The organism is Paenibacillus azoreducens (assembly GCF_021654775.1).
Taxonomy (GTDB): Bacteria; Bacillota; Bacilli; order Paenibacillales; family Paenibacillaceae; genus Paenibacillus_AQ; species Paenibacillus_AQ azoreducens.
On record NZ_AP025343.1, the window covers coordinates 743,754 to 768,591 of the forward strand.

A 24,838-nucleotide genomic window follows, 5' to 3' on the forward strand; every position below is an offset into this window, starting at 1 on the left:
AATTGGCTGTTTTTCGTATAAGATGAAGGTATATGTGTAATTTTCGGAAACGACAGGAGACAACGATGAATCAACCGCTATATGGCGTATGGCTAGGTGATGTGTTTTTTTGTTTTTCGGGAGAAATGTCCGAACCGAGAGTGGATGCGTGGAGCAAAGTTATGAAGTCGCTTGCGCTGGAGGATGGCTTCAAGCCGTTTGCGCAGGCCGTACTCCGATTGGCGGAGCTGCGTTATCCCTCGCCTTCAGCCGTCCAGCGTACGGCTCGACGCGGAGAGCGGAAGCAGCTGATGGGAAGAACCTTGGAGGGACTTGCCTTGACTCCGGGGGATGCTTTTACTCTGCTGCTGGCATGGGACGAGACTGCCTCCAGGCGTCTGGGGATCCAATCGGGAGCAGAGATCGGATACTGGTCCAAGGCGGCACGTTTTGCGCTGGAGCTATTGCTGCGTGGTCAAATAGCTCCCGGTACGGCCGCGGTGTCTGCGGGCGGTACGCGCCGCCGGGCAGGCGTGCTGGCGCTGACAGGCAGCTGGAAGCCGAAGCTGCGCGAGCCTCAGGATATTGAGCGTTTCCTGCAGCTGGCGGCTGCGATGCCGCCGGTGGCGCTTGGCGTGCCTGCGTTCTTCGGCAACGAGCCGATGACAAAGCAGGAGGCAGGCGTCGCTGTGCTGCACTCCTTCCTGAGCGCGATGATCCATGCGCGTGTAATGGAGGTCGTGCGGGCCCAGGAGGGTAAGCTGTCACGCTACCAAGCTGACTACCGGCGGGGAACATCGCCGCTGGAGGAACTTTGGTGGAACAGCCTGCTCACGGCTAGCCGCGCGATTTCCGTTCAGGGAACGGCGGAGGAGATCACCGCTCTTGGCGAGAAGATTGCTGCGATCGGCTGCACTCAGGTCCCTGATGCAGGTGGAGAAGCGGAGCGCTCTCGCTCAGGACGGCTGCAGCTTGGGCTGCGTCTCGCGCCGAGCCATCAGGAGGAACAGGAAAGCTGGCGCGTTACCTTTTGGGCGGAACTGCAGGATGAATTTGGCGCTTGGCTGCCTGCTGCGGCGATCTGGGGACATCAGGAACGCGATATTCACCGGCGCGGTAAAATATATAAAAATGTACAGGAACAGATGCTGATGCTTCTGGGGGAAGCGGCAGCGTTATCGCCGGAAATAGCGGAAGCGCTTTGCGAACCCGCACCGCAGGGGATGGAGCTGACAAATGATGAGATGGTGGCGTTTGTGCGAAACTCCGTCCCCCGGCTGAATAAAGCCGGCATGGCGGTCCAAATGCCTTCCAAGTGGAGCCGCAAGGGGCGGCGCCGCGTCGGTGTATCGCTTAAGATGCAAACCGATGAGAGCAAGCCCGGGGCACCTGTACTTGGCATGGAGCAGCTGGTATCTTTCCAGGTGGCGGCGGTTCTCGACGGGGTAACTCTTACCCGTGAAGAACTGGCTGAACTGGCAGCGTCTGCTTTGCCTTACGTCCAGTTCCGCGGCGAGTGGATCGAGCTGGATTTGAAGGAAATCCGCCAAGTGCTGCGGTATTTGAAGCGGCATGAGGAAGGCGAGATGGGCCTTTCGGAATGGCTGCATTTATCGGCGGAAGAAGGAGAAGAGCGGCTGTGGAAGGGCATGCAGGTACTGGGGCTGGAAACGGCCGGCTACCTGCGTTCTCTGCTCGGTGAAGAGGCGCCGCGCAAGGTTCCGGCCAGAGCTGTTCCAGCTTCCTTGCATGGCGTGCTTCGTCCATATCAGGAGCGGGGATATCAATGGCTGTCCGCCATGAGAGACATGGCGTTTGGCGTCTGCTTGGCGGATGATATGGGGCTTGGCAAAACCATTCAGGTTATTACCTGCTTGCTCGAACAGCACCGGAAAGGCCAGAATCCGGTATTGATCGTCTGTCCGACATCGCTTTTGGGCAATTGGCAGCGTGAGCTGCAGCGGTTTGCGCCTGACCTCAATCTGTATATCCATCATGGCAACCGCCGCCGGCACGGCGAGGATTTTTTGCGGGAAGCCGCCCGGCATGATCTCGTGCTGACGACCTATCATTTGGCGGGACGGGATGGAACGGATTTAGCCGGCATGAGATGGACCTCAATCGTGCTGGACGAAGCCCAGTATATAAAAAACCATCGCACCAAACAGGCTCAGAGCGTTATGAAGCTCTCATCCCCCCACCGGATTGCTATGACGGGGACGCCGGTTGAGAATCGGCTTGGCGAGTTATGGTCCATTTTTCACTTTTTGAATCCGGGTTATCTCGGTTCGGCGGCTTCCTTTCGCCAGCGTTATACGTCGGCTGATGCCGACAGCGGCAAATTGCAGGAGCTTCACAAGCTGGTAGCCCCGTTTATGCTGCGCCGTCTCAAAAGCGATCCGGATATCCGCAAGGATTTGCCTGAGAAGCTGGAGATCAAATCGTATTGTGCATTGACCCCGATCCAAGGCGCGATGTACCAGTCTGTCGTTGAGCAAATGATGGAGAAAATCGGCCAAGAGACGGGCATCGCGCGCAAAGGGCTGGTGTTGTCCTCTTTGACGAAGCTGAAACAGATTTGCGATTCGCCGCTGCTTCTTGGCAGGGAGGAAGCTAAAGGGACCAAGGCGGAATCTTCGGGCAAAATGGAGCGGCTATATGATTTGCTTGATACCATTTCGGAGTCCGGGGAGTCGGCATTGATTTTCACGCAATATGTGACGATGGGCCATTTGATCGTGTCGCGTCTTGAACAGCGGTATGGCGTTAAACCGTCCTTTTTGCACGGGGCCGTTTCCAAGGCGGAACGCGATCGGATGGTACATGCTTTTCAAACAGGAGAAGGATCGCCGTTTTTCGTGCTTTCGTTAAAGGCCGGCGGCGTTGGACTGAACCTTACCCGGGCCAATCATGTGCTCCATTATGACCGGTGGTGGAATCCGGCGGTGGAGAACCAGGCCACCGACCGCGTATTCCGGATCGGGCAGCAAAAAAATGTCCAAGTGTATAAGCTGATCTGCCAAGGTACGCTGGAGGAACGGATCGACGAACTGATCGAGCATAAAAAGTCGCTGTCCGAACAGGTAGTCGGCTCCGGGGAGACCTGGCTGACCGAAATGTCCGACAGCGAGCTCCGGGAGCTGATTACACTTCAGGGAGAGGATTGGATGTAACCTGCAAGGGCAATCGCACAGTAAAACGGGAGGGGTGCAAGGATGAATAAAAAAGAAGCATTCGACCTGAAGATTGTACCTGGCCGGATTCACGCCGCCGCGGCTCACAGCGGGCAAGAACATAATGACAATATGAAAAAACAGCCTTTTTGGCAAGTTGATATTCCTTTTGAGCAATGGAGCATGGAGAAACGTGCTGATATTTCCCGAGATTTGGCGCAGAATCCTTACGAGGTATTCACTTTGCTTCGTGGGCAGACTCCCCCGTGGCTTGAGGAGACGCTTCAGTCTTGCTGGCAGCCGAAGCCGGATCAAGCGGCTTGCAGCTGCGGCCGGGGGGAGTGCGGCCATATTTCTGAGGTTTTGACGGAAGCGTATCGACATATTCGCTTGGACCCCTTCTTGGGTTTGGCGCTGTTCGGACTTGAGCGCGGACCGCTGCTGGATGCCGTTTTTCAGGATTGGGCCGCGAAGATGCCAAAGGCAGCCGGGGCTGCAGATGGAGGCGATTTGAGCAGGCTTGAAGAGAAAGGCAAGGCTGGGCCGTCTGCGGGTGAATGGCTGGCAGAAGCGGCGGAACAGGGAAAATTGCATGAACCTGGAGCTCTTTACCATGAAGTTGCCATACATCTGGATAACGTGCCAGACGGCGAACCTAAGGCAGATGATTGGTCGGAACTGCTGCCAAAGGTTAAGTCCGCACAGCAGGTCATCAGTCAAATCACGACAGAGGCCGCCGGGAAGGCGCGGGAAAGTTTGAACCTGATCCCCAAATCCGTCTAAATAAGCGGCTTCAAGAATCAATTTCATGATGTACTGTTCAAATGTATAGAAAAGTCGAAATCCGCCCTGGGGATTTCGACTTTTTTTGCTGCTGCCCCAAGAATAAAGTACAATGGACATATATTAGGCAAGGGATAGTAAGGAGAATATACATGGGAATGAAAACTTGGAAAAAGGGATTATGGACATGCCTGCTGATCTCTGCGCTAGCGGTTTCCACCGCTGCACTCAGCGGCTGCAACAAGACAGGCGGTTCCGGCAAAGAGCAGGGACAAACCCTGCAATCGAAGGCGGGCAATAGCGAGAAGGAAAACCAGGTTCCGGCGGATCCGGTTATGCTGAAGCGCAGTGAAAGCTCGCTGCAGACGACGATTAAGGAAGTGGACGGAAAGGAAGTCGTCACGAATCCGGAAGCGGTCACGGTGATTGTGAACAAGCAGCGCAGCCTCCCGGACGGCTATGAGCCGACAGATCTCGTAGAGCCGAATGTTCCGTTTTCCTTCGACGGGCCGCATGAAAAGCGGCATCTGCGCAAAGAGGCTGCTGACGCTCTGGAGAAATTGTTTGCCGGAGCGGAAGCCGATGGGATCGAACTTCGCGCTGTGTCCGGATACCGTTCCTACAGCCGCCAGAAATCGATCTATGATAATAATGTGCGTACCAAAGGAGAGGAATACGCTAGCCGTGTAAGCGCGGTGCCCGGAACAAGCGAGCATCAGACAGGCCTTACGATCGATGTGTCCAGCCCAAGCGTGGGCAATGCATTGGAAGAAAATTTCGGCGAATCTGCGGAAGGAAAGTGGCTTGCCGAACATGCGCCTGAATACGGCTTCGTTATCCGTTATCTTAAGGACCGCGAGGACACTACCGGTTATGTATACGAGCCGTGGCATATCCGCTATATCGGCACGGATCTAGCGCCTGATGTGGCCAAAAGCGGCTTGACGCTTGAAGAATATTTTGACGAGGCAAATATAAAGCTGTAAATCCTACATGACAAAATGACGGGCTGTTCTATCTGAAAAGTTGCAAAAGTGCATCTATTTTAGCGTTCCAGGCAACTATGGCTAGAAAGCTTGCAAAAGTGCATCTTTTTCCCACCTTTTAGGCATAAGCAGACGATCCATGGTCAAATGGATGTACTTTCGCAACAATTTTGCATTTCACGCTATAGAATGCCTGAAAAGGATGCACTTTCGCAACAATTTCTATTTCACATGATCAACTGTCTGCAAAAGCTGGTACCCTGAATCCATTTCATTATGGATTTATATCGAGTACTTGAACCTGAATATCGAATCATCTAATACTTATCGATCTATATCCAATCCATTTCATAATGGATTTATATCGAATGCTTGAACCTATATAAGTTGAACTAAAGAAAAGCATAGGGGATAGGCAAAAGGGAGAAAGATTTACGGAGAAGCGAAGCGTTCGCCTAAAAGCTTTCCGAAGGAAAGCTAGCATCGTAAGCATACGCTTTGTGATCGGATTTCAACCATGAAAGTATAAATCAAAGAAATCTGGGAGCGGGCAGCGATCGAAAGAACATTTCACCCGGCTGCCTACATCCGTGCAAATCATTGGTTCAACTTATATAGATATTGGATCAAACCAGCGGGTTGGCATTGTGAAGTTGATCTATCTAACATGATTTCAAACACAATTGGCATTATGAAATTGATTATTTGCAGGTGTTTTTTCGAATAGTCCATAATTCGCAATTAGTTCGAAAACTTATTCGAAATAAAGGAATGCAACGAACGGATTTATCGAAACTCATCCTGCCCCTTAAAATAGTCGGCAAAAGAAATCAAGAGATGGCGGGACAAGAAGTATCTCCTGTACCGTCATCTCTTGATTTTTCATGATCATATTGCGTTAAACAAGCATGCTTTAATTTGGCCAACCTTTTTACATGCTGAATCAAAATGAACTGAAATTACTCCTGCTGGGTATCCTGCATTTCTTCGGAATAATACTCGCCGGCTTCTGCCAGAATTTCTTCCCGCAAGCGAAGCATCTGATGGTCCAGCTTGTCGGCGGCTTCGGCAGCCTCTTTTAATTCGCCGACCACATGGTTCGGCACCCGTTTATCGTATTTATAGAAGATAATATGCTCTATGCTGGCCCAGAAGTCCATCGCGAGCGTGCGCATTTGAATCTCAACCTTCATCCAGCGCGTGCCTTCGAATAGGACCAAAGGGACCTCGGCAATAACATGCAGGCTCTGGTAGCCGTTAGGTTTTGGATGGGCAATGTAGTCCTTGACTTCGATAATGCGGATGTCGTCCCTGTGCGAAAAATGATCCAAAAGGCGATAAATGTCCTGAACAAACGCGCATACGATACGCATGCCGGCAATATCATGGATATGATTCAAAATATTTTCGAGCGAAAAATCGATGCCTTTGCGCTCAAGTTTATTAATGATGCTTTTCGGCTCCTTGATCCGGACTTTGATATGTTCAATCGGACTGTAACCGTCTTGGAGCTTTAATTCCGTTTTGATCAGTTTAATTTTATTTTGGAGTTCATCCAGCGCAAGCTTATACAGCATCGGCAGTCTTTTCCACTCATTGAATTGATTCAGCAAATTGCTTTCGATATCCAACTTCTGCAACTCCGTCAGTGTGACCGATCTCGTAACAAGCTGATGATTCGTTTCCTCTTTCAATGGCCGTTCTCCTATATCTGCTTTTTTTGGTAAAAACCATGCCCGGTTTCAAGCTCGGGCTTCGATTTTATTTTACCTGAAAACAGGCTGTATAGGCAAAACCCAAGCCCGAAAGAAGGGCTTTAAATAACCCCACAAAGAGTATCGGAAAGAAGTAAGGGCGCCTCTCAAAGAGGGGCGCTTTTGCAGAGCAAAAGTACTGAGTGAAGCCTAATCTTCGATGCTTATTCCCAATACTATGCGGGGAACCCGAAAAAACTAATAAAATCCCCCACAAAGTGGAGCCCATGCTTCGGTGCTTATTCCAATTACTTTGCGGGGACCCCCAAAAAAACTATAAATTCTATAATCTTAAAAAAAAGCGCCAAAACGGATTTTCATTCTCCCCGGCAGCGGCTAATGAAGCCGTAAAGGAGACATGGCAATCGCATGCAGGGCTTATCTTTTCTTAAGCGGAGCCGCCTGATTTGAACCGATGGTGACACGTACCCGGGGAGGGGATGCCTCCGTGGCCTGCTTGATTCCGAAAGCTTCGAGCAGAAATCGGGAGGGAGCCGCAGGTTTGCTGTGGTAGTAGGCAGGCGAGCTGATGTACAGCTTTTCCTTGGCCCGGGTCACAGCCACATAAGCCAGCCTCCGTTCCTCTTCAAGGGCTGCCTCATGCACCTGCTGCTCAGCAGCATCGGGTCGCGTTGCTTTTAATTCTTCCGGCGGTTTTGCCTTTAAGGCGGTGGTGTGCGGGAGAATGCCTTCACTTGCCCCGATCCAATAAACATAAGGGAATTCAAGCCCCTTTGCCCGGTGGATGGTCATCAGTTGAACAGCATCGCCGTTTTGCTCGTCCTTCATTGATTTCATTTGGGCATGGCGGAGGGATAATTCATCCGCGTATGCGACAAACCGTTCCACTGTATCAAACCTTGCTGCGGCGCTTTCAAGTTCTTCCAACGAATCGAGAACCATTTCTTTATATTGCGTATATACTAACGGGTCCCCTGCTTGTACGTATTTGTCATAAAACAACCGGCGCATTTCCTGCAGTGCATAAGCAGGTTTCATCGACTTTAGCGATTTGATCAGTTTGATCCGTTCTTTGACGGCCGTTTGTTGGAATGACTGCAGCCTGCTCCAGCGGGTTAAATGGATCAAAGGATATTTTTTGCGGGTCTCCTTCTCCTGAGCGGAGATAAAGGCGAGCCCTTCTTCCTTGGGGACGTACAGCGGCCCAAGCGCACCGGGCAAAGCTTCCGTTCGGCGCGGATTCAGGCTGAGCCGCAAATGATCCATAAGCGGTTTGACCAGCGGTTCATCATAAAATACGGTTGTGCTGCCATACTGAACAAACGGAATGCTTTGCAGCAGCAGCTGTTCGAGAACGGCGCGGCTGCTGCCGGAAGTTCGGTGCAAAATCGCAATGTCCTTATATGAAGCCTTCCCGCTTTGAACCTGGCCGACAATATGGCGTACCACCCATTCGGCTTCTTCTTCGGGATGCGACGGCTTTACGTACTTTGGTTTCTGTCCTGCCGGGCCTGCGGCTTTCAGCTCTTTGTCGCGCCGGATCCGGTTATGACGGACCATGGCGCTGCCAAGCCCGATAATCCGGCTGTCGCTGCGGTAGTTGATATCCAGCGTGACGATGCGGCTTTCGGGGTAGAGCTTGTCAAATTCGAGAATCGATTCCTGCCGGGCTCCGTTAAAGCTATAAATCGTCTGGTCATCGTCGCCGACAACGGCAAGATTCCGATGGGCGGCCGCGATATATTGCACCAGTTCGTATTGAATCAGGTTCGTATCCTGGAATTCATCGACCATCAGCCAGATATAACGCTGCTGAAGGCGTTTAAGGAACAGACGGTCGTCCAAGCGCCGCCGCAGCTGCAGCAGGATATCGTCGAAGTCCCACAGATGCCGTTCCTGCTTCCATGCTTCAAAAGCTTCCAGAATCTCTTTAACGAGAGCTTCTTCGCTTGTTTGGTCCGGAAGCTCATCGGCGCTCCGGCCTTGCATTTTCCAGGCCGATAATGCGGCCAAAAGCGTCTCCGGCTGATAGGTTTGGGAAGGGTCCAGCCTGCGCAGAATTACCTTCATGATCGTGTGCCGGGCGCCGGTATCCCCCAAAATTTGTTCTTTGCATCCGCTTCTGCGAAGCAGCAGGAGCGCGAATGAATGAAAGGTTCTGGCCTCCACGGCCCGCGCCGCCGCAGGATGAACGCCTGGCATCCGGGCGATCCGCTCCTTGATTTCGCTGGCGGCCTTGCTTGTGAAAGTCACCAATAAAATGTTTGATGCCGGCACGCCGCGCACGGCGAGCAGGTAAGCTGTCCTTGCCGCCAGCACGGTTGTTTTGCCGCAGCCGGCCCCGGCCAAAATCAGCATGGGGCCTTCCCCGTGGCGGACCGCTTTGATTTGGGGAGCGTTCAGCAGTATGCCGCTGCGTTCAAGCTCGCGGAAGAAGAAGGCATCAGGCTCATGATCCTTGACCAGATCAAGGCTGGTGAGAGCCGGTGCCGCCTCGGCCTGGGGCGGCTTGGCGGAGTCCGGTACTTGGGCAGGAACGCTTGTCGGCGTCAACTGCGTATTCACCATGGCGCATCCTCCTGTTCTTTGTCTGAAAAGATGTTCTTTGATTGCTTTTTTTCACAAGTGCCCTTTAAATTTGGTATGATATAACCACCTAAACCGCATGCAGTCCATTATAACCCGGGCGGCGGCAAGGGAGAAGGTTTAACAAGCAAAGCGCTTTATCGATTTCACAGTGGGGGCGTCACATGGTATCTTTGTAGCATAAGGATTTTGTTTACAGACCTTCACTAAAAAATATGACTAATAAAAAATATGAATTTACGAGAGATAAGTATATGGGAAACTGGAGGAGAAAACGATGAATATTTTGCAACGAATCAAGGATGGGGCGAACCGTGCAACCGAGAAGGCGCAGGGAGCCGTGGAGGTTAGCAAGCTGAACGGGCAGATTGCCGAAGTCGAAAAGGAAATGGAACTGCATTTCATGGAAATGGGCAGGTCTTTTTATGAAGGATACAGTGATGAGAACATGTCGCGCGCGGAAAAGGAAATGCTTAAACACTGCAAGGCATGTGACGAACTTAAGCTGGAGATTGATGAGCTGCGCCGCCGAATTGCGGAACTGAAAAACGAGAAGCTCTGCAAGTGCGGGCGCACGGTGCAGCTGGATGCGAATTTCTGCCCGTCCTGCGGCAGAAGTCTGAAGGAAGGACAGACGCCGCGGAGACATGACGATTCCCGTGATGCAGGAGCAGCCATGTTCCAAGAGGATGACTTTGGGGAAACCAAAATATATAAAGAACCCGCGCAAGATGACGAGTTTAATTTTGACCATGTCTACGGCAAAGACGAAACCGGCGCTTCGGAGGAACGTAGTTATGATTATGACCTTGCGCCAGGCAAGGAATGGGATGCAATGGAAGAGGATTCCCCTGCAGACGAGCGTGAACGGCTTCAAGAAGATGAGCTCGAGCGTGAGCGCGAGCGCCAGCTGGAACTGGACCGCCGCATTCGCTTCTGGAAAGAAAACAACGAAGGAGAAACCGAAGCGCCTGTCTCCGGATCTCCGCGGGAAACGGTCAAATGTCAGATTTGCCGGGCTGAACTTCCGAAGGGTTCGAAGTGGTGCCCGCGCTGCGGTGCAGAGCAAATTTAACGGGATAAATGTTTAACTTACTGAAACAACTCTGATTCCGGATAAATTCCGTTCAGGTGATCGGACATACGGGATCCTATGCAAATCCCTGTTCAAAGGGGAATGATTAGGTTTTTGGCAGCTTGGGAGGACAAAAGAATGGAACAATTGCTACAGCATCTGCGGAATTTAAGCTTCACCGAGATGGAAGCGAAAATTATGGTGGAGTTGGCCGCTAAAGGCCCGTCTTCCGGTTACGAGGTGGCAAAGGGGCTTGGCGTTTCGAGGTCCAACGTCTACGCTGCCTTACAGCGCTTGGCGCAGCATGGCTTCTTGCGCCGGAGCGCCGGGGAGCCGGTCCGTTATAGCATGCTGAAGCCTGAGGAACTGACGCAGATGATATCAGGTCAGGTTAAGGAGTCCTTGGCCTTTATCGAAACGAGGATGCCACGGGTTGAAACGGATCAGCCTCCTTTTTACAGTATCGAAGGCGACCGGAATGTGCTGGAGATGTTGTCCCGGGAAATGGAGCGGGCCGAACATGAAATCGTGGTTGACGTATGGCGCGAAGAAGCGGCGCTGGTGAGGAAAGGGCTTGAAGAAGCCGAAGGCCGCGGCGTTAAACTGCTTTGGTCCTGCATAGGCGAGGATGCAGCCATGAACCGGCTTGTTCCATGGCCTTCCCACGATAGAGAAGGAGATAGCCAGCATACGGGGCGCAGATTCTCGATTGTCATCGACCGACGCTGGTGTATACTGGGGGTTCGGGGTGATAACTGCACGACGCAAGGACTTGTCACTGAACATCCGGTGATGGTGGAACTGCTGCTGGATCATTTTACGCAGGAAATGGTGCTTTACGAGCTGGAGCAGGATATCGGCGAAGATTTGGCGGAGCGGTATGGGCCGCGTTATGAGCGGATTTACAGCAAGTATGTCGGCCCGGATGAAGAACGGGAACCGGTCGCCGAAAAGGACGCCTAAGCGTCCTTTGGCTGGATGTAAACTTGTCTGGACGTCACAGTTCTTTTAGTGCTTTGAAAACGCGGAGATAATCTTCATACTTATGAGGCACGAATTGTTGTAAGCTTAAAGAAGTATCAAAAATTTTAGATTCCGCCTGTCCTTCCTTCACGGAATGAATGCCGGAGGCGGGAATGGAATCGATGTTCCCTTCAAACAGCGAGATGGCGTCTTCCAAACCGGTTTCGTATAGCCCGGCGACTTCTTCTTCCTGCAAACGGTATGAGGTAAGCGGAAGATTGAGAAGATAACCGAAAACAAAACATTTTTCCCGGTCGATGAAGGTTTTGCCGCCTGCAGTCCCGGTTGCGTAGTAATCGATCACGCCAAGGGAGGTCAGCTCATCCATGCGAACGGGAATGCCGAGTTCTTCCTCAACTTCACGAACCGCGTCTGCAACGGTTTCGCCCGCCGACAGATGGCCTGCGGCCGTAATATCAAAATGACCGGGGAAGGTATCCTTGCTGTCCTGGCGTTTTTGAAACAATATTTTGCGTCCTTGCCCAGTATCCCTAACGATCCAGCAGTGAAAGGAATGATGGAGATAGCCTTTGGCATGCACTTCATCCCGGGGGACGGTACCGATTTTTTGGCCTTGTTCGTCGTAGATATCAAATAATTCCTGGCTCATCTGCTAAAAGCACCTCCGGGGAAGATCAAGTTTATGCTTATTATCCCGCAGGTGTGAACCTATCGCAAGCGTCGCCAATCATTCATCATGGCCATATACAAAAAATGAAAGAAAGTGAGAGATCGACATGGAATGCATCGTTCATTTTGAAGTGAAAAACAGGCAGGAGATCAAGCGTCTGCGAGGTTTGTTGTTTATCGAAAAAGGGAAGAAGCCAAGCGCGGAACAGCTGATTGAAATGTTCAAAGACATGCATTACGAAGTCGCGTTGACGGAACCGGACAGATTATTGTTTACGCCGACGAAAGCAAACGAAGAGTATGAATACATACGCGTAACGGAGCTGGATACCGGGGAAGAAAAATATACCGAGGACCGGGATTTGAAAAACATTATTTCCACCTTGATGCCGCAAAGACCTCCAGGCTTGTAACCGCGGGTTCCCCCGCGGACCTTCCCTGGCCTTGTGCCGATGCCATAAAGGGTCAGGCGTTCTCTGGCTTGGCATCCAGAACAGAAGTGCAATGGGAGCAGCGGGTGGCTGCCAAAGGGATTTCAGACAAGCAATAAGGGCAATCTTTCGTTGTTTTTTCGGGCTCCGGCTGCTCTTTTGTATCTCTTTTCAGCCAGTTGATTCCTTTGACAAGCATGAAAATGCAGAAAGCCACGATCAGAAAATCAAGCACCGTATTGATGAATTGCCCGATTGCGATGACAGGCGCCCCGATTTTTTGGGCTTCCGTCAATGTATGGATATGCAGATCTGGTTTAAGTGGAATAATCAATTCTCCGAAATTGACGCCACCCAGCAGTAAGCCAATCGGCGGCATAATTATATCGCTTACGATCGACGTAACGATTTTGCCGAATGCTCCCCCAATAATGACGCCGACCGCCAGATCAACGACGTTGCCGCGGACCGCAAATTCCTTGAATTCATTAATAAAGCCTTTCAAAATAATTTCCCTCCTGATTCTGGTGCATCATTCTATTAAAATATGATGATGCAATTTTCATAAAGTATAAACGAGATTTGGCAAAAAATCAGCAATTTTGCTTCCTCCATCAAATACCTCTTTCTTTTTTACCCCGTTTTGGGGTATACTTCATGCATTGTCTATAAATTTATGCAGCAAATTTTATACATCTCTCGTATATGTGCAGGAATTGGCCTGCATGTCTCTACCCGGTCACCGGAAATGATCGGACTACGGGAACATCGAAAGTCGGGTTTAGTCCCGGCATATTTAAGTTGTTTCCAAGGTCCATTGTATTCTTTGCTCTGCATTAACAAGCAGGCTCGGAGTAGAAGGGCTTTTTTGGCGTTTTTTTAAGATATCGGAAAACATACAAGAGATTCTAAGGGGGAAGCGTAATGCAGCTGTTAAAGCAGAAGGTATTAACCGAAGGTATCGTACTCAGCAATCAAGTTCTCAAGGTCGATTCATTCCTGAACCACCAAATGGACCCTGTGCTGATGAAAGAAGTGGGGAAGGAATTCAAGCGATTGTTTGCTGACGAGTCCATTGACCGCGTTCTGACGATTGAATCTTCAGGGATTGCACCCGGGATCATGACGGCTTTGGAGCTTGAAGTGCCGCTTATTTTTGCCCGCAAGCAGAAGTCGCTGACTTTGCGCGAAGATATTTTCGTGGAAAAAGTGTATTCATTTACGAAGCAGGAAACGAATGAAATCACCGTCTCCCGCAAGTTTATCAAACCTGGGGAGCGCGTGCTGATTATCGATGATTTTCTGGCAAACGGCGAAGCAGCTTTCGGACTTGCCCGTATTGTCGAGCAGGCGGGAGCGGAAGTGGCCGGCATCGGAATCGTGATCGAAAAGGCATTCCAGCCGGGAGGACGGCTGCTGAAAGAAGCGGGTTACCGCGTAGAGTCGCTGGTCCGCATCGCCGCTCTCGACAACGAAACCGTTACTTTCGCCTAAGGCAAAACGGAACTGTGAATTCAGGACAAGCACAACAAACACTGGGAGGAATCAATTCCGTATGGAACGGACCATTCAAGATGAGGGTTTGACGCCCGAGAGCAGCAGAAATCCTTTCAAAACCTTCTCGCTGGGGATTCAACACGTGCTGGCGATGTACGCGGGCGCGGTTATCGTGCCGCTTATCGTGGGAAATGCGCTTAATTTTACGGTAGAACAGCTTACGTATCTTATATCCATTGATTTGATGGCCTGCGGATTGGCAACGCTGCTCCAAGTTTGGGGCAACCGCTTTTTCGGGATCGGCCTGCCTGTAATGTTGGGGTGTGCATTTCAAGCCGTTTCTCCGATGATCGCCATCGGACTGAAAGACGGTGTATCCGCCATTTACGGCGCGATTATTGCGTCCGGGATATTTGTTGTTTTGTTTTCGGGACTTTTCGGCAAATTGATTGCCTTTTTCCCGCCGGTAGTTACGGGATCCGTTGTGACGGTTATCGGTGTTACTCTGATTCCGGTAGCCCTGAATGACCTGGGCGGCGGTGAAGGGGCGAAGGCGGCGGGAGAGTTCGGCAGCCTGTTCAATCTCGGGCTGGGCTTTGGGGTCTTATTGTTTATCATACTGATGAATCGTTTCGCCAAAGGCTTTATACGTTCTATCTCGGTATTGATCGGCCTTATCGCGGGTACTCTGGTAGCGGCTTTCGCCGGGCACGTCGATCTGGCGCCCCTGAAGGAAGCCAGCTGGTTCCATGCGGTCAGACCGTTTTATTTCGGTACGCCTACCTTCCATATATCTTCAATTCTGACGATGATTCTGGTGGCGATTGTCAGCATTGCGGAATCGACGGGGGTATTTATGGCTCTTGGGAAAATTGTCGATAAAGACATTTCCTCGAAGGATCTTGCCCGGGGATACCGCGCGGAAGGTTTGGCCATTGTACTCGGCGGGATCTTCAACTCGTTCCCGTATACCACCTACTCGCAAAACGTTGGCCTTGTTCAAATGAGCCGCGTGAAAACAAGGGATGTGATTGTTGTTGCGGGCGGCATTCTGATCGTGATCGGTTTCGTGCCGAAAATCGCTGCTTTGACGCAGCTTGTGCCAACCTCCGTGCTTGGCGGCGCGATGGTAGCCCTGTTCGGGATGGTTGTTTCCTCCGGCATCCGTATGCTGGGAGGGCAAGTAGATCTGAACAAATTCGAAAATTTGTTTATTATTGCCTGCTCGGTAGGTATGGGGCTTGGCGTCAGCGTCCATCCGGACCTTTTCCTCGCGTTGCCGGATTGGGCCCGCATTTTGGTGGATAACGGCATCGTGGCCGGAAGCGTGACGGCCATCGTGCTTAACTTGCTGTTTAATGGATTGAAGGGCGGAAAGCTGCCTAGCGCAGATGATTCGTCCATAAAAGAAAGACAAGCCGCATAAGCGGGCTTGCAAGGCTGTCGGGAATTTCCCGGCAGCTATTTTTCTAACGGCATCGCTGCTCGGTCGAATCGGATGGGAAATCCTACGCGATAATCTTTGGACTACATTGAACCAATCATACTGGTTTAGAGGCTAACGAAACGCACAATCGCTATTTGGTCAAAAATGAGCTTCAAAAATTTTTAACGAAACAAGAAATCGCTATTTAGCTCAATAGAGGCTCCTTGGGCCGTATTTTGTCTAAATAGCGATCTGTACTTTCGTTAGGTTTTAATCGGCATTGTTTCCGGGGCTATAACGCTCCCCAGTTTCATTAGCCGTTTTCGGTCAGCGTTCTTGCCAACTCTATCCGAGCCGAATCTGCTTGCCGGCCTTTCAGAACCCAATCTGTAAATAATTGTAATGATGTGCAAATCTAAAGTAACATTAATGTTACGCAAATCTTAAAGCAACACTCGTGTTACACAAATCCTTAAACAACATTCGTGTTACAAAACCTAAAGCAACATCCGAGCTATACTGCGTAAACCTGCAGCGCGTTTGGCTCGATGGAAATATCGTATGGGCCGGCGGACATGTTTTCACCGTCGCCAAGGGCGAGCCGCTGCTGGTCAAAATGGACCGACAGCTGTTTGCCGCGCAAAAACTTCACGAACGGAAGCCGGACATGCTTGCCGCTCAGCACCGTCGGAAACAAGCGCAAAAGCTGCAGCCGCGAGCAACCGTGAACGATGCAAATATCGAGTTCGCCGTCCCCGGGATGGGCCTCCGGGCAAATATGCAGTCCGCCGCCATAGCTGCTGACGTTAGAAACGGCAGTTAGCCAGGCATCGGGATAGGTGGTTGTAGAGCCGTCGCAGGTAACGGTGACGCTGCAGGGTTTGAAGGTCATGAGCGTATGCAGGACGCCGACGATATACGCGAACCGGCCAACGCGGAAAAAATTGCAGACCTTTTTGTAAAGACTAGTATTAACGTTTTCGGCAACCTGTGCATCAAAGCCGATCGCTAGCGCCGTAAGAGTCAATCCATTTGAGGTAGCGATCAGATCGGCCGTTCTCGTTTGCCCGGCGAGCATAATGTCGAGCGCCGTCAGCGGATCATGCGGAATGCCGAAGCCGCGGGCGGTGTCATTGCCGGAGCCGGCCGGGATGACGGCAAGCGGAATGCCGAAGTCCTTCAAGACTTGCAGCACGCTGTGGATGGTGCCGTCTCCGCCGATGACGGCCACCCCCAGCCATTTCTTCTGCTCGGAGAGAGTTTCTGCAATCGAGATTTCCGCCTGACCGGCGCTTTCCGTAAATAAGTATCGATAACGGACCGCCCTGGCATCCAAGGCGGCCTTGATTTTGATCCAGGTACGGTAGCCGTGGCCATTGCCCGATTTTTTATTGATTACAAACAAATACATTTGTTTTCCCCCATGTTGATCTCTATGAACCCTACATCTTCATTGTAAGAATTCTAGGGGCAAAAGGGAATCCCCGAATTACTGGCGCAGGGGGAAGATTACAAATGCCGGAGCTGTTTTTCCGCCAGATCGCCGATCCAGGGCAGCTTTATCCACTTCCCTTGAAGGGAGGAGAAGAGGAGGAAGATCCACATGACAAGCGTCAGGATGGAAACGAGTCCTGCAATAAACGGCCCGATCAGGGGAATGAAGCCGCACAGCATATGGGCGACCATGACGGCTCCGAATCCGAGCACGGACTGCAGCGCGTGAAACAGAACGAAGCGGCTGCGTTTCTCCAGAGCTAGAAACACAAGACCGCCAATAAAGGCGAACAGATAACAAAGCGTCGCAGCGATATTTTCGGGCAGACCCGTGGATGATTTGAAGAAGGGGGACATCTCTTACCACTCTCCTTGTCTTACGGCGGGATTGTTGTATAAACATATGTCCGCACGAGACAAGTTATGAAAAGTATCAATGCAAAAGAGCCGCTTCTGAAGTTCGATTGAACTGGAGCGGCTCTTGCACTGCAAATTCCCGATTACGAAGGGTCTCCGCCTTGCTGCTGTCTGCGCGGATGGGTGATTTTTCCCATTTTGTCGGTATCGTTTTCCTTTGGAACGAGGCGCGGGTCCGTGCGGCCTTCATGATGGTTGTCAAACATGAATTCGCTAAGCTGCCATTCGGTTGTTCCGAGAACCGGATCCGCAGGGAAAGTTTGACCCCGGTGCAGCGTTTCCTCACGCCCCCACTCATTGGTGTAAATACCGTCCACCTCGACCTCCTCGCGGGAAATAGGCAGCATGGCTTTATCTTTATTTTTCATGACATAAGTCCTCCTTCACTGCTGTAGGAAAGTTTAGTAAATGTCTGGCAGGCTTTATTAAGATTCCCTGACTTGCGGGGAAAGATGCATTCCGATATAGCCGAAAGCAATATACGACCACTCCTATTTATTAACTTAATCTAATTAGCCGATGATAGAAGATAAGAAGCGAAAATAACGCTGTAAAAAAACGAATCGTATTCATTTTTTTGGAAAGCTGTTTTTGGCGGTGGAATATGATACAATGAAAGGAGTGATTCAGTCATATCGCCTTGGGGTAAATAGAATTCTGTAACCTTAGGCGGCAGCCGGGAGCGTTCAGCCCAAACCTAAATAACTGCAAACGACGACTTCTAAATGTCAGGTAAGGTCTTTTCGGCATTCTCTTAATTGGAGCAATCCATTCAAGTGTTTTGGGAGGGAACTATCATGGCAACGAAAGGTCACAATGAAGTAAAAGAAAGTCTGCGGGAAATGACAAGGATTTTCCGGCCAAAGGATCCGAAGAAGTTTGTGAAGGAATATGTCCGGAAATATCATATTATGGGAGGATACGAAGAGGAATTGACCTCGGTTGTGGAGAATGAATTGGGAAGGATGAATTCTTCGGTTTCATAACCGCTTCGATGCAAGACTGAGCTTCACTATTAAATGAATAATAAAGCCGTTCATGGTTAAACCGTATATCTGCAAACTTGTTTTTGCGGAGATGCGGTTTTTTTTGCTGTTTTGTGCTGCTGTACGCGCCCGTTTCGCATATATTGTAAAAACAAATCGCCCTTGGCTGTTTGGAAGAATCCTGTGTGAAAGGAGCGGCAGCATGGAGATCTGCTTGAAAAGCAAGGAAGAAATCGGATATATGCGTGAAGCGGGGCGCATTTTGGCCGCGTGCCACCGCGAAATATCCCGTATGATTCAGCCCGGTGTAACGCCGCTTGCCATCGACGCTTTTGTCGAAGAGTATTTGGCCAGACACGGCGCCACCCCCGAGCAAAAAGGATACCGCGGGTTTCCGTTTGCGATCTGTTCTTCGGTGAATGATACGGTGTGTCATGGCTTTCCAACCGACACTCCGCTTAAGGAAGGCGATGTTGTAACAATCGATATGGTGGTGAATAAGGATGGTTGGTTGGCCGATTCCGGTTGGAGTTACGGGGTGGGCGCCATCGGCAAACCTCTGCAGAAGCTTCTGCTGCGGACGGAACAGGCGCTGTATGAAGGAATAACTCAAGCACAGGCAGGAAATACGATCGGAGACATCGGTTATGTGCTCGAAAAAGCGGCGAAGAGAGGACGATATGGCATCGTCAAACCTTTGGTCGGTCATGGCATCGGGAAACGGATTCACGAACCCCCTGAGGTTCCGAATTTCGGCAGGCGAGGAGAGGGAATCCGGTTGGCTGAAGGAATGGTCATTACGATAGAGCCGATTTTCACGCTCGGGTCGACGGGGGCTGTGTTATGGAATGATGACGGTTGGAGCATTCAAACGGCGGACGGATCATGCGGGGTTCAGTTTGAGCATACGATTGCCATCACTAAAGAAGGTCCGGTCATACTTACTGAGTAGGGAGCCGCAAGGCTCCCTTTTTTAAGATATCAGAATGTATAACTTCGGGGGAAACGCATCCTGATATCGCAAGAAAAACTTCTGCTAAAAGCGGTCTGTCTTCTTATAAAGTACGTCGATAGATGTTTTTCTAATAGAATTTTTTAGGGATCCCCCAAAGTATTTGGAATAAGCACCGAAGCATAGGCTCCGCTCAGTACTTTTGCTCGCAAAAGCGCCCCTCTTTGAGAGGCGCCCTTACTTCTTTCCGATACTCTTTGTGGGGTTATTTTGTTGAATATTGACGATTCGGTGAAGATCCAATACAGAAAAAAAAGGAAAAATGAATGAATTTAAGGAAAAATGGGTATACGTAAAGGGATTCCAGTGGTTGCAAAAGGGGGAAGCCGTTCGCGAGTGAAAGGACAGTGGAAACGATTCCAAATGCTTATGTGGCGCGCTTTTCAGGACTTTTGAACAATTTGTGAACTAGGTCAGAAACATTGACAAAATAGTACCTTAAATTTATATTAAATAGGTGATTGTTTTAATTGACAGTAGCAATTCATCCGTTATAGCACAGGCGTTTGATCGTTGACAGCCTTTTTGGCGACGCCTGTGAAAATGTACAAAGTGGGGTAGATGAATGATGAAACGGTGGCAGGCTGTAAAGCGTCTCCTTCCCATGCTCGCAGTGTTTTCTCTGCTTTTAGCCGGTTGCGGCCGCGAGGACTTGTCGGCATTGCGACCACAGGGACCTGTGGCGGAAGGACAGTACGATTTGATGAAGCTCGCAATTACGATCATGATTTTCGTCGTGGCCGTCGTATTTGCAATCGCGGTATATGTTCTGATTAAGTTCCGTAGGAAAAAGGGACAAACAGAAGTGCCGGAACAAGTGGAAGGGAATTTTAAGCTGGAGATTATCTGGACGGTTATCCCGCTTATTCTGGTATTTATTCTTGCTGTTCCTACCGTTCAAAAGATTTTTGCTTTTGGTGACGACCACTATAATGAAAAGGGTTCCGTACAGGTCAAGGTTACTTCGCATCTGTACTGGTGGGAGTTTGAATATCCGCAATACGGAGTGAAAACCGCCCAGGAATTGATGATTCCAACCGGTAAAAACATTGCTTTTGAACTGAAAACAGCCGACGTTCTTCACTCATTCTGGGTGCCTTCTTTGTCCGGTAAAATGGACACGAACCCGGATGGGACGATCAACAGATTCAGCTTCAGCACGAACAAAGAAGGGGTTTACCGCGGCAAGTGCGCCGAGCTTTGCGGTCCTTCGCACGGTTTGATGGAATTCAAGGTCAAGGCAGTAAGCCCTGATTCGTTTGATAAGTGGGTTGCGGCGATGAAAGCGCCTGCGGTTCTGCCTAAAGATCAAGCTTTGGCCGAAACTTTCAAGAAATCCTGCCTGTCCTGCCACGCTGTGGGCGATCAAGGTGGTCCAGCGGCTCCGGATCTTACAGGCATCGGTTCCCGTGAATCTGTTGCCGGTATCTTGCTGAACGAAGGTCAAGACGGGGGCAAACCGGTTAAGGAAAACCTTAAAACATGGCTCGAAGACCCGCAAGCCGTGAAACCGGGGAACAAAATGCCTGCACCAAAAGATTTGGGTCTGACAGATGAACAAATCGATGGCATCGCCGATTACTTGGCTAACTACAAGTTGGATTACTAAGGCGCGGATCAAATAAAGCAACGGACCATTCGATTTGCCGAAAGTAGCGTAATGACAGGCATTTTCCGGGCAAATCCGATTCGCAGTTTTTTGATCGCGCTAATCGTTATCAACAGCAAGATTTTATAAGAGGGGGTACCAACCTTGGCTCATGCTCATAGTGTCAAGCGCCACAAGGGCTTGATGGATTGGCTGACGACAGTCGACCATAAGAAAATAGCCATTCTTTATTTGCTGGCTGGCGGTTTGTTTTTCGGCATCGGCGGCATTGAAGCGGTGTTGATCCGCTTGCAGCTGATCAAACCGATGAATGACTTTGTGTCAGCTCAAACCTTTAACGAATTGATTACGATGCACGGTACGACAATGATCTTTCTGGGCGTTATGCCCGTCATTTTCGCGCTGATGAATGCGGTTATCCCGCTTCAAATCGGTGCGCGTGACGTTGCATTTCCGTTCCTGAACTCTCTGGGCTTCTGGACGTTCCTGTTCGGCGGCCTGCTGCTCAACCTGAGCTGGATTATGGGCGGGGCGCCGGATGCCGGCTGGACGGCTTATACTCCGCTGTCATCTACTACTTACAGTCCGAACCACGGTGTCGACTTTTATACGGTCGGTCTGCAGATTGCAGGTCTCGGCACATTGATCGGGGGCATCAACTTCCTGGCTACGATCATTACGATGCGTGCTCCGGGGATGTCCTTTATGAGAATGCCGATGTTTACATGGACGTCTTTCATTACTTCCGCAATGATTTTGTTCGCTTTCCCTGCCGTTACGGTAGGTCTGGTATTGCTTTCTTTCGACCGGATTTTAGGAGCCAATTTCTTTGAAGTTGCCGGTGGGGGCAGCCCCGTTCTTTGGCAGCATATCTTCTGGATATTTGGCCACCCTGAAGTGTATATCCTCATCCTGCCGGCTTTCGGCGTGATTTCCGAGGTTATACCGACATTTTCGCGCAAGCGTCTTTTCGGTTACAGCTCGATGGTGTTCGCGACGATCCTGATCGCTTTCCTGGGCTTCATGGTTTGGGCTCACCACATGTTCACGACGGGCCTTGGCCCTGTCGCAAACGCGCTGTTCTCGATTGCGACGATGCTGATTGCGGTACCTACAGGTATCAAAATTTTCAACTGGCTGTTTACGATGTGGGGCGGCCAAATCCGTTTTACAAGTCCGAACCTGTTTGCGATCGGATTTATTCCAACATTCGTTATGGGCGGGGTAACAGGGGTTATGCTTGCATCGGCTCCTGCCGACTACCAATTCCATGACACGTATTTCGTTGTTGCCCACTTCCACTACGTTATCGTGGGCGCTCTCGTATCCGGTCTCCTCTCAGGCCTGCATTACTGGTGGCCTAAAATGTTCGGCCGAATGCTGAATGAAACGCTTGGCAAGCTGTCTTTCTGGTTCTTTATTATCGGCTTCCATATGACATTCTTCGTGCAGCATTTCCTAGGCTTGATGGGCATGCAGCGCCGCGTATTCACGTATTTGCCTAACCAGCAATTCGATACGCTCAACTTGGTTAGTACGATCGGAGCCATCCTGATGGGGACCGGTGTTCTCATCTTCTTGATCAATGCGTTCGTCACGGCTGCGAAGCCCAAAGGCGTCGCTGATGATCCTTGGGAAGATGGACGTACGCTGGAATGGACGATTCCTTCGCCGCCTCCGGAGTACAATTTCAAACAGATTCCGCTCGTTCGCGGCATCGACGCTTTGTGGAAGGAAAAAATGGCTGGAAACAAAAGCATGACGCCTGCGGAACCGCTGGGTCCGATTCATATGCCATCGCCAACCATTTTGCCGTTTGTAATGTCTGTCGGCATTTTCATCGCCGGTCTGGGCTTTATGTTCAGCAAAGAGCAATTCTCTAACTCCTTTATGAGTTTTATTTTCAACAACTGGATTGTTGTCATTATCGGCTTGGTGATCACGTTCGGTTCCATGCTGCTGCGTTCTTTGTATGACGATCACGGCTGGCATATCGAAGTGGAAGAACTGGAAGAAGAGGGGGTAAAAGCATGAGTTCATCGCATGCACAAACCAACGGCGCATTGCCGCATGAACCGGAAAAAGCGACGTTGGAAGGCCGCAATAAAGTGCTCGCCTTTTGGCTTTTCCTTGGTGGAGAGGCCGTGCTGTTCGGTACCCTGTTCGCGACATTTCTGGCGCTTCGCAACCAAACGAATGAAGGTCCTACCGCAAATGAATTGTTTCAATTGCCAATGACCGCTGCAATGACTTTGATCCTGCTTGTCAGCAGCTTGACCAGTGTATTCGCCGTTCAGGCGATGCACCGCCATAAAGTTGCCGCACTCCGCGTGTGGTTAATGGTTACCGTTCTTTTGGGACTTTGCTTCCTCGGCGGGGAAATTTATGAATTTTACGAGTATGTACATGCCGAGAAGTTCGGCATGACAACCAGCGCATTCAGTTCCGCTTTCTATACGTTGGTTGGTTTCCACGGGGCTCACGTTGCCTTTGGTGTATTATGGATTTCCATCCTGATCGGACAGCTGTACAAAAAGAATTTGACTGTTGTAACCGCGCCTAAGGTTTATGTGTCGGCAATGTATTGGCACTTTATCGACGTTGTGTGGGTATTCATCTTTACGGTGGTTTACCTGCTCGGGAAGGTGGGCTAAGATATGACTACGGAACATCAGGTCACCCAAGATGGCGTTAAACGCAGCCATCGTCATGAGGGACCACAGAAGCATATCGTCGTTTTCATTTTCTCAATCATTTTGACGGCTATTGCCTTTGCGGCTGTCGCCGCGGGCGGAGTTAACGCTGCTTTTGCCGTAATTCTGCTTTTGGTGATGGCGGTGCTTCAAGTGATCGTGCAAATGGGTTACTGGATGCACTTGAAGGATCGGGGACATATGATTCCTATCCTGTTTATGATCGGTGGATTTTTCGTAGCCGGGACAGCCATTGTTATGGGTCTGTACTGGGTATGGTGGTAAAATAGAGAAAGAGGAGGGCTTTAGCCCCCTCTTTTTTTCAATGCAGGCGGACTGTCACAATTTCGACAGATCTGATGCCGCTTGGAAGGAGGTTTTTACATGCTGGGTTTAGAATATTTTAGCTTTAGCGATTTGTTCAGTCCAATATTTCTCGCATTTATGCTGCTCGTAACGGCTGCGTATTTCGTTGTGATCGGACCGTTAAGCGAGAAATTTGCCGATAGCGAACCTGTGCCCTTCGGCAAAAAGCTCAGCTTCGTCTGCGGTATGGTTATTTTATACCTTGCTCAAGGCGGGCCGATTAATCTGCTCGGACACACCATGTTTACGTTTCACATGGCCACGATGGCGTTGTCTTATCTGGTAGCGCCGCCGCTTTTGATGATGGGGCTACCGACTTGGCTTTGGCGGGCGATTCTGGCGGTCAATCCGTTTAAGAAATTCAGCTTTTTTGCGCGGCCCGTGGTTGCGGCTGTTATATTTAACGGATTGTTTTCGTTTTATCATTTTCCAGCGGTACATGACTATGTGATGCTGCATTTTACAGTCCACCGATTGTATTATGTGCTGTTATTTGTTACTGCTGTTTTGATGTGGTGGACTCTCATTAACCCGCTTCCGGGGAAAAACAAAACTTCCGGACTTGCCAAAACCGGTTATATTTTTCTCAATATGGTGCTGCTTACGCCGGCTTGCGGTTTGATTATCTTCGCCATCAAGCCGCTGTATGCGACATATAGCGATCCCAATGTCTGGGCACAGGCTATGGGTTATTGCGTTACCGGAGATCCATCGAAGCTGCTTGAAGCGTTCGGAGGTCCAACCTTTTTTAATATTATGAGCACAAAAGTAGATCAGCAGGTCGGCGGGATCGTCATGAAGTTTATTCAGGAGATCATTTTTGCGTCCATGCTTGCCAGAGTATTTTACCGCTGGTATAAGGATGAGAATAAGGAAGAGAATGATGTGGTGCCGGCTGAACTTGGCGAAGGTTCCCTGAATCAGGTCTAACGCTGATCTTTCGTGAGTAAGGAGGAT

22 protein-coding genes and 1 riboswitch are annotated in these 24,838 nt (G+C 50.3%); of the genes, 15 read left to right on the plus strand and 7 right to left on the minus strand.

Annotated elements, in window-relative coordinates:
* The first annotated feature begins 65 nt into the window (after positions 1–65).
* The 3 genes from L6442_RS03160 to L6442_RS03170 all read left to right on the plus strand — a co-directional run bounded on the left by L6442_RS03160 (position 66) and on the right by L6442_RS03170 (position 4,921).
* The gene (locus L6442_RS03160; RefSeq protein ID WP_212980414.1) at positions 66–3,152 is read left to right on the plus strand and encodes a DEAD/DEAH box helicase; all 3,087 of its coding nucleotides are present in this window, start codon (positions 66–68) and stop codon (positions 3,150–3,152) included.
* Positions 3,153–3,194: 42 nt separating this feature from the next.
* A complete protein-coding gene (locus L6442_RS03165; RefSeq protein WP_212980413.1) occupies positions 3,195–3,935 on the plus strand; it encodes a hypothetical protein in 741 nt (246 codons plus the stop codon).
* Positions 3,936–4,087: 152 nt separating this feature from the next.
* A complete protein-coding gene (locus L6442_RS03170) occupies positions 4,088–4,921 on the plus strand; it encodes a M15 family metallopeptidase (RefSeq protein ID WP_272880318.1) in 834 nt (277 codons plus the stop codon).
* 959 nt (positions 4,922–5,880) lie between these two features.
* On the opposite strand, the gene L6442_RS03175 is transcribed toward L6442_RS03170, so the two are convergent.
* Together L6442_RS03175 and L6442_RS03180 are read right to left on the minus strand one after the other, a co-directional pair.
* On the minus strand, positions 5,881–6,498 hold the full coding sequence (locus L6442_RS03175) for a GTP pyrophosphokinase (protein WP_194234624.1): 618 nt from the start codon (positions 6,496–6,498) through the stop codon (positions 5,881–5,883).
* Between the two features lie 555 nt (positions 6,499–7,053).
* Complete coding sequence (locus L6442_RS03180; protein ID WP_212980412.1) at positions 7,054–9,204, minus strand: ATP-dependent helicase; 2,151 nt, start codon at positions 9,202–9,204, stop codon at positions 7,054–7,056.
* A 295-nt stretch (positions 9,205–9,499) separates the two neighbouring features.
* Between L6442_RS03180 and L6442_RS03185 the strand changes: the two genes are divergently transcribed.
* Together L6442_RS03185 and L6442_RS03190 are read left to right on the plus strand one after the other, a co-directional pair.
* Positions 9,500–10,297 carry a zinc ribbon domain-containing protein gene (locus tag L6442_RS03185; RefSeq protein ID WP_212980411.1) on the plus strand — a complete coding sequence of 266 codons (798 nt, stop codon included), beginning with the start codon at positions 9,500–9,502 and terminating at the stop codon, positions 10,295–10,297.
* 138 nt (positions 10,298–10,435) lie between these two features.
* Positions 10,436–11,260 (plus strand): TrmB family transcriptional regulator, encoded by an 825-nt coding sequence (locus tag L6442_RS03190; RefSeq protein WP_212980410.1) that lies wholly within the window; start codon positions 10,436–10,438, stop codon positions 11,258–11,260.
* 34 nt (positions 11,261–11,294) lie between these two features.
* On the opposite strand, the gene L6442_RS03195 is transcribed toward L6442_RS03190, so the two are convergent.
* The gene (locus L6442_RS03195) at positions 11,295–11,930 is read right to left on the minus strand and encodes an NUDIX hydrolase (protein ID WP_212980409.1); all 636 of its coding nucleotides are present in this window, start codon (positions 11,928–11,930) and stop codon (positions 11,295–11,297) included.
* A gap of 127 nt (positions 11,931–12,057) precedes the next feature.
* Here L6442_RS03195 and L6442_RS03200 point away from each other — a divergent pair, with 127 nt between their 5' ends.
* Positions 12,058–12,363: a hypothetical protein gene (locus tag L6442_RS03200; protein WP_194234605.1), complete on the plus strand. Its 306-nt coding sequence runs from the start codon at positions 12,058–12,060 to the stop codon at positions 12,361–12,363.
* Positions 12,364–12,415: 52 nt separating this feature from the next.
* Here L6442_RS03200 and mscL read toward each other — a convergent pair whose 3' ends face one another.
* Positions 12,416–12,886, minus strand: coding sequence for a large-conductance mechanosensitive channel protein MscL (mscL, locus tag L6442_RS03205; protein ID WP_373871844.1), 471 nt, complete (start codon positions 12,884–12,886; stop codon positions 12,416–12,418).
* Positions 12,887–13,060: 174 nt separating this feature from the next.
* Positions 13,061–13,161, plus strand: a riboswitch (purine riboswitch).
* A 144-nt stretch (positions 13,162–13,305) separates the two neighbouring features.
* On the opposite strand from mscL, the gene L6442_RS03210 reads away from it, so the two are divergent.
* Together L6442_RS03210 and L6442_RS03215 are read left to right on the plus strand one after the other, a co-directional pair.
* Complete coding sequence (locus L6442_RS03210; protein WP_212980408.1) at positions 13,306–13,875, plus strand: xanthine phosphoribosyltransferase; 570 nt, start codon at positions 13,306–13,308, stop codon at positions 13,873–13,875.
* 61 nt (positions 13,876–13,936) lie between these two features.
* Entirely contained in the window at positions 13,937–15,304 is a 1,368-nt protein-coding gene (locus L6442_RS03215; RefSeq protein WP_212980407.1) for a nucleobase:cation symporter-2 family protein, read from the plus strand.
* A gap of 514 nt (positions 15,305–15,818) precedes the next feature.
* On the opposite strand, the gene L6442_RS03220 is transcribed toward L6442_RS03215, so the two are convergent.
* The 3 genes from L6442_RS03220 to L6442_RS03230 all read right to left on the minus strand — a co-directional run bounded on the left by L6442_RS03220 (position 15,819) and on the right by L6442_RS03230 (position 17,583).
* Positions 15,819–16,715 carry a diacylglycerol/lipid kinase family protein gene (locus tag L6442_RS03220; protein WP_212980406.1) on the minus strand — a complete coding sequence of 299 codons (897 nt, stop codon included), beginning with the start codon at positions 16,713–16,715 and terminating at the stop codon, positions 15,819–15,821.
* Between the two features lie 98 nt (positions 16,716–16,813).
* Entirely contained in the window at positions 16,814–17,155 is a 342-nt protein-coding gene (locus tag L6442_RS03225) for a DUF4870 domain-containing protein (RefSeq protein ID WP_194234601.1), read from the minus strand.
* A 143-nt stretch (positions 17,156–17,298) separates the two neighbouring features.
* The gene (locus L6442_RS03230; RefSeq protein ID WP_194234600.1) at positions 17,299–17,583 is read right to left on the minus strand and encodes a transposase; all 285 of its coding nucleotides are present in this window, start codon (positions 17,581–17,583) and stop codon (positions 17,299–17,301) included.
* A 429-nt stretch (positions 17,584–18,012) separates the two neighbouring features.
* Between L6442_RS03230 and L6442_RS03235 the strand changes: the two genes are divergently transcribed.
* The 7 genes from L6442_RS03235 (at position 18,013) to ctaG (ending at position 24,811) form a co-directional block, all read left to right on the plus strand.
* A complete protein-coding gene (locus L6442_RS03235) occupies positions 18,013–18,201 on the plus strand; it encodes a hypothetical protein (protein ID WP_194234599.1) in 189 nt (62 codons plus the stop codon).
* A gap of 202 nt (positions 18,202–18,403) precedes the next feature.
* Positions 18,404–19,153, plus strand: a complete 750-nt coding sequence (gene map / locus L6442_RS03240) for a type I methionyl aminopeptidase (protein WP_212980405.1) — start codon at positions 18,404–18,406, stop codon at positions 19,151–19,153.
* 625 nt (positions 19,154–19,778) lie between these two features.
* The gene (coxB, locus tag L6442_RS03245; protein WP_212980404.1) at positions 19,779–20,822 is read left to right on the plus strand and encodes a cytochrome c oxidase subunit II; all 1,044 of its coding nucleotides are present in this window, start codon (positions 19,779–19,781) and stop codon (positions 20,820–20,822) included.
* Positions 20,823–21,005: 183 nt separating this feature from the next.
* On the plus strand, positions 21,006–22,856 hold the full coding sequence (gene ctaD, locus L6442_RS03250) for a cytochrome c oxidase subunit I (RefSeq protein WP_212980445.1): 1,851 nt from the start codon (positions 21,006–21,008) through the stop codon (positions 22,854–22,856).
* Entirely contained in the window at positions 22,853–23,476 is a 624-nt protein-coding gene (locus L6442_RS03255; protein ID WP_194234596.1) for a cytochrome (ubi)quinol oxidase subunit III, read from the plus strand. The genes ctaD and L6442_RS03255 overlap by 4 nt, the downstream gene beginning before the upstream one ends.
* A gap of 3 nt (positions 23,477–23,479) precedes the next feature.
* Positions 23,480–23,800 (plus strand): cytochrome C oxidase subunit IV family protein, encoded by a 321-nt coding sequence (locus L6442_RS03260; protein ID WP_194234595.1) that lies wholly within the window; start codon positions 23,480–23,482, stop codon positions 23,798–23,800.
* Between the two features lie 99 nt (positions 23,801–23,899).
* Positions 23,900–24,811: a cytochrome c oxidase assembly factor CtaG gene (gene ctaG, locus L6442_RS03265; RefSeq protein ID WP_212980403.1), complete on the plus strand. Its 912-nt coding sequence runs from the start codon at positions 23,900–23,902 to the stop codon at positions 24,809–24,811.
* Positions 24,812–24,838: the final 27 nt, after the last annotated feature.

Coding starts and splice junctions, on each gene's coding strand:
- L6442_RS03160 (WP_212980414.1), top strand. CDS start 66: ATGAATCAACCGCTATATGGCGTATGGCTAGGTGATGTGTTTTTTTGT.
- L6442_RS03165 (WP_212980413.1), top strand. CDS start 3,195: ATGAATAAAAAAGAAGCATTCGACCTGAAGATTGTACCTGGCCGGATT.
- L6442_RS03170 (WP_272880318.1), top strand. CDS start 4,088: ATGGGAATGAAAACTTGGAAAAAGGGATTATGGACATGCCTGCTGATC.
- L6442_RS03175 (WP_194234624.1), bottom strand. CDS start 6,498: ATGCTGTATAAGCTTGCGCTGGATGAACTCCAAAATAAAATTAAACTG.
- L6442_RS03180 (WP_212980412.1), bottom strand. CDS start 9,204: ATGGTGAATACGCAGTTGACGCCGACAAGCGTTCCTGCCCAAGTACCG.
- L6442_RS03185 (WP_212980411.1), top strand. CDS start 9,500: ATGAATATTTTGCAACGAATCAAGGATGGGGCGAACCGTGCAACCGAG.
- L6442_RS03190 (WP_212980410.1), top strand. CDS start 10,436: ATGGAACAATTGCTACAGCATCTGCGGAATTTAAGCTTCACCGAGATG.
- L6442_RS03195 (WP_212980409.1), bottom strand. CDS start 11,930: ATGAGCCAGGAATTATTTGATATCTACGACGAACAAGGCCAAAAAATC.
- L6442_RS03200 (WP_194234605.1), top strand. CDS start 12,058: ATGGAATGCATCGTTCATTTTGAAGTGAAAAACAGGCAGGAGATCAAG.
- L6442_RS03210 (WP_212980408.1), top strand. CDS start 13,306: ATGCAGCTGTTAAAGCAGAAGGTATTAACCGAAGGTATCGTACTCAGC.
- L6442_RS03215 (WP_212980407.1), top strand. CDS start 13,937: ATGGAACGGACCATTCAAGATGAGGGTTTGACGCCCGAGAGCAGCAGA.
- L6442_RS03220 (WP_212980406.1), bottom strand. CDS start 16,715: ATGTATTTGTTTGTAATCAATAAAAAATCGGGCAATGGCCACGGCTAC.
- L6442_RS03225 (WP_194234601.1), bottom strand. CDS start 17,155: ATGTCCCCCTTCTTCAAATCATCCACGGGTCTGCCCGAAAATATCGCT.
- L6442_RS03230 (WP_194234600.1), bottom strand. CDS start 17,583: ATGAAAAATAAAGATAAAGCCATGCTGCCTATTTCCCGCGAGGAGGTC.
- L6442_RS03235 (WP_194234599.1), top strand. CDS start 18,013: ATGGCAACGAAAGGTCACAATGAAGTAAAAGAAAGTCTGCGGGAAATG.
- map (WP_212980405.1), top strand. CDS start 18,404: ATGGAGATCTGCTTGAAAAGCAAGGAAGAAATCGGATATATGCGTGAA.
- coxB (WP_212980404.1), top strand. CDS start 19,779: ATGATGAAACGGTGGCAGGCTGTAAAGCGTCTCCTTCCCATGCTCGCA.
- ctaD (WP_212980445.1), top strand. CDS start 21,006: ATGGATTGGCTGACGACAGTCGACCATAAGAAAATAGCCATTCTTTAT.
- L6442_RS03255 (WP_194234596.1), top strand. CDS start 22,853: ATGAGTTCATCGCATGCACAAACCAACGGCGCATTGCCGCATGAACCG.
- L6442_RS03260 (WP_194234595.1), top strand. CDS start 23,480: ATGACTACGGAACATCAGGTCACCCAAGATGGCGTTAAACGCAGCCAT.
- ctaG (WP_212980403.1), top strand. CDS start 23,900: ATGCTGGGTTTAGAATATTTTAGCTTTAGCGATTTGTTCAGTCCAATA.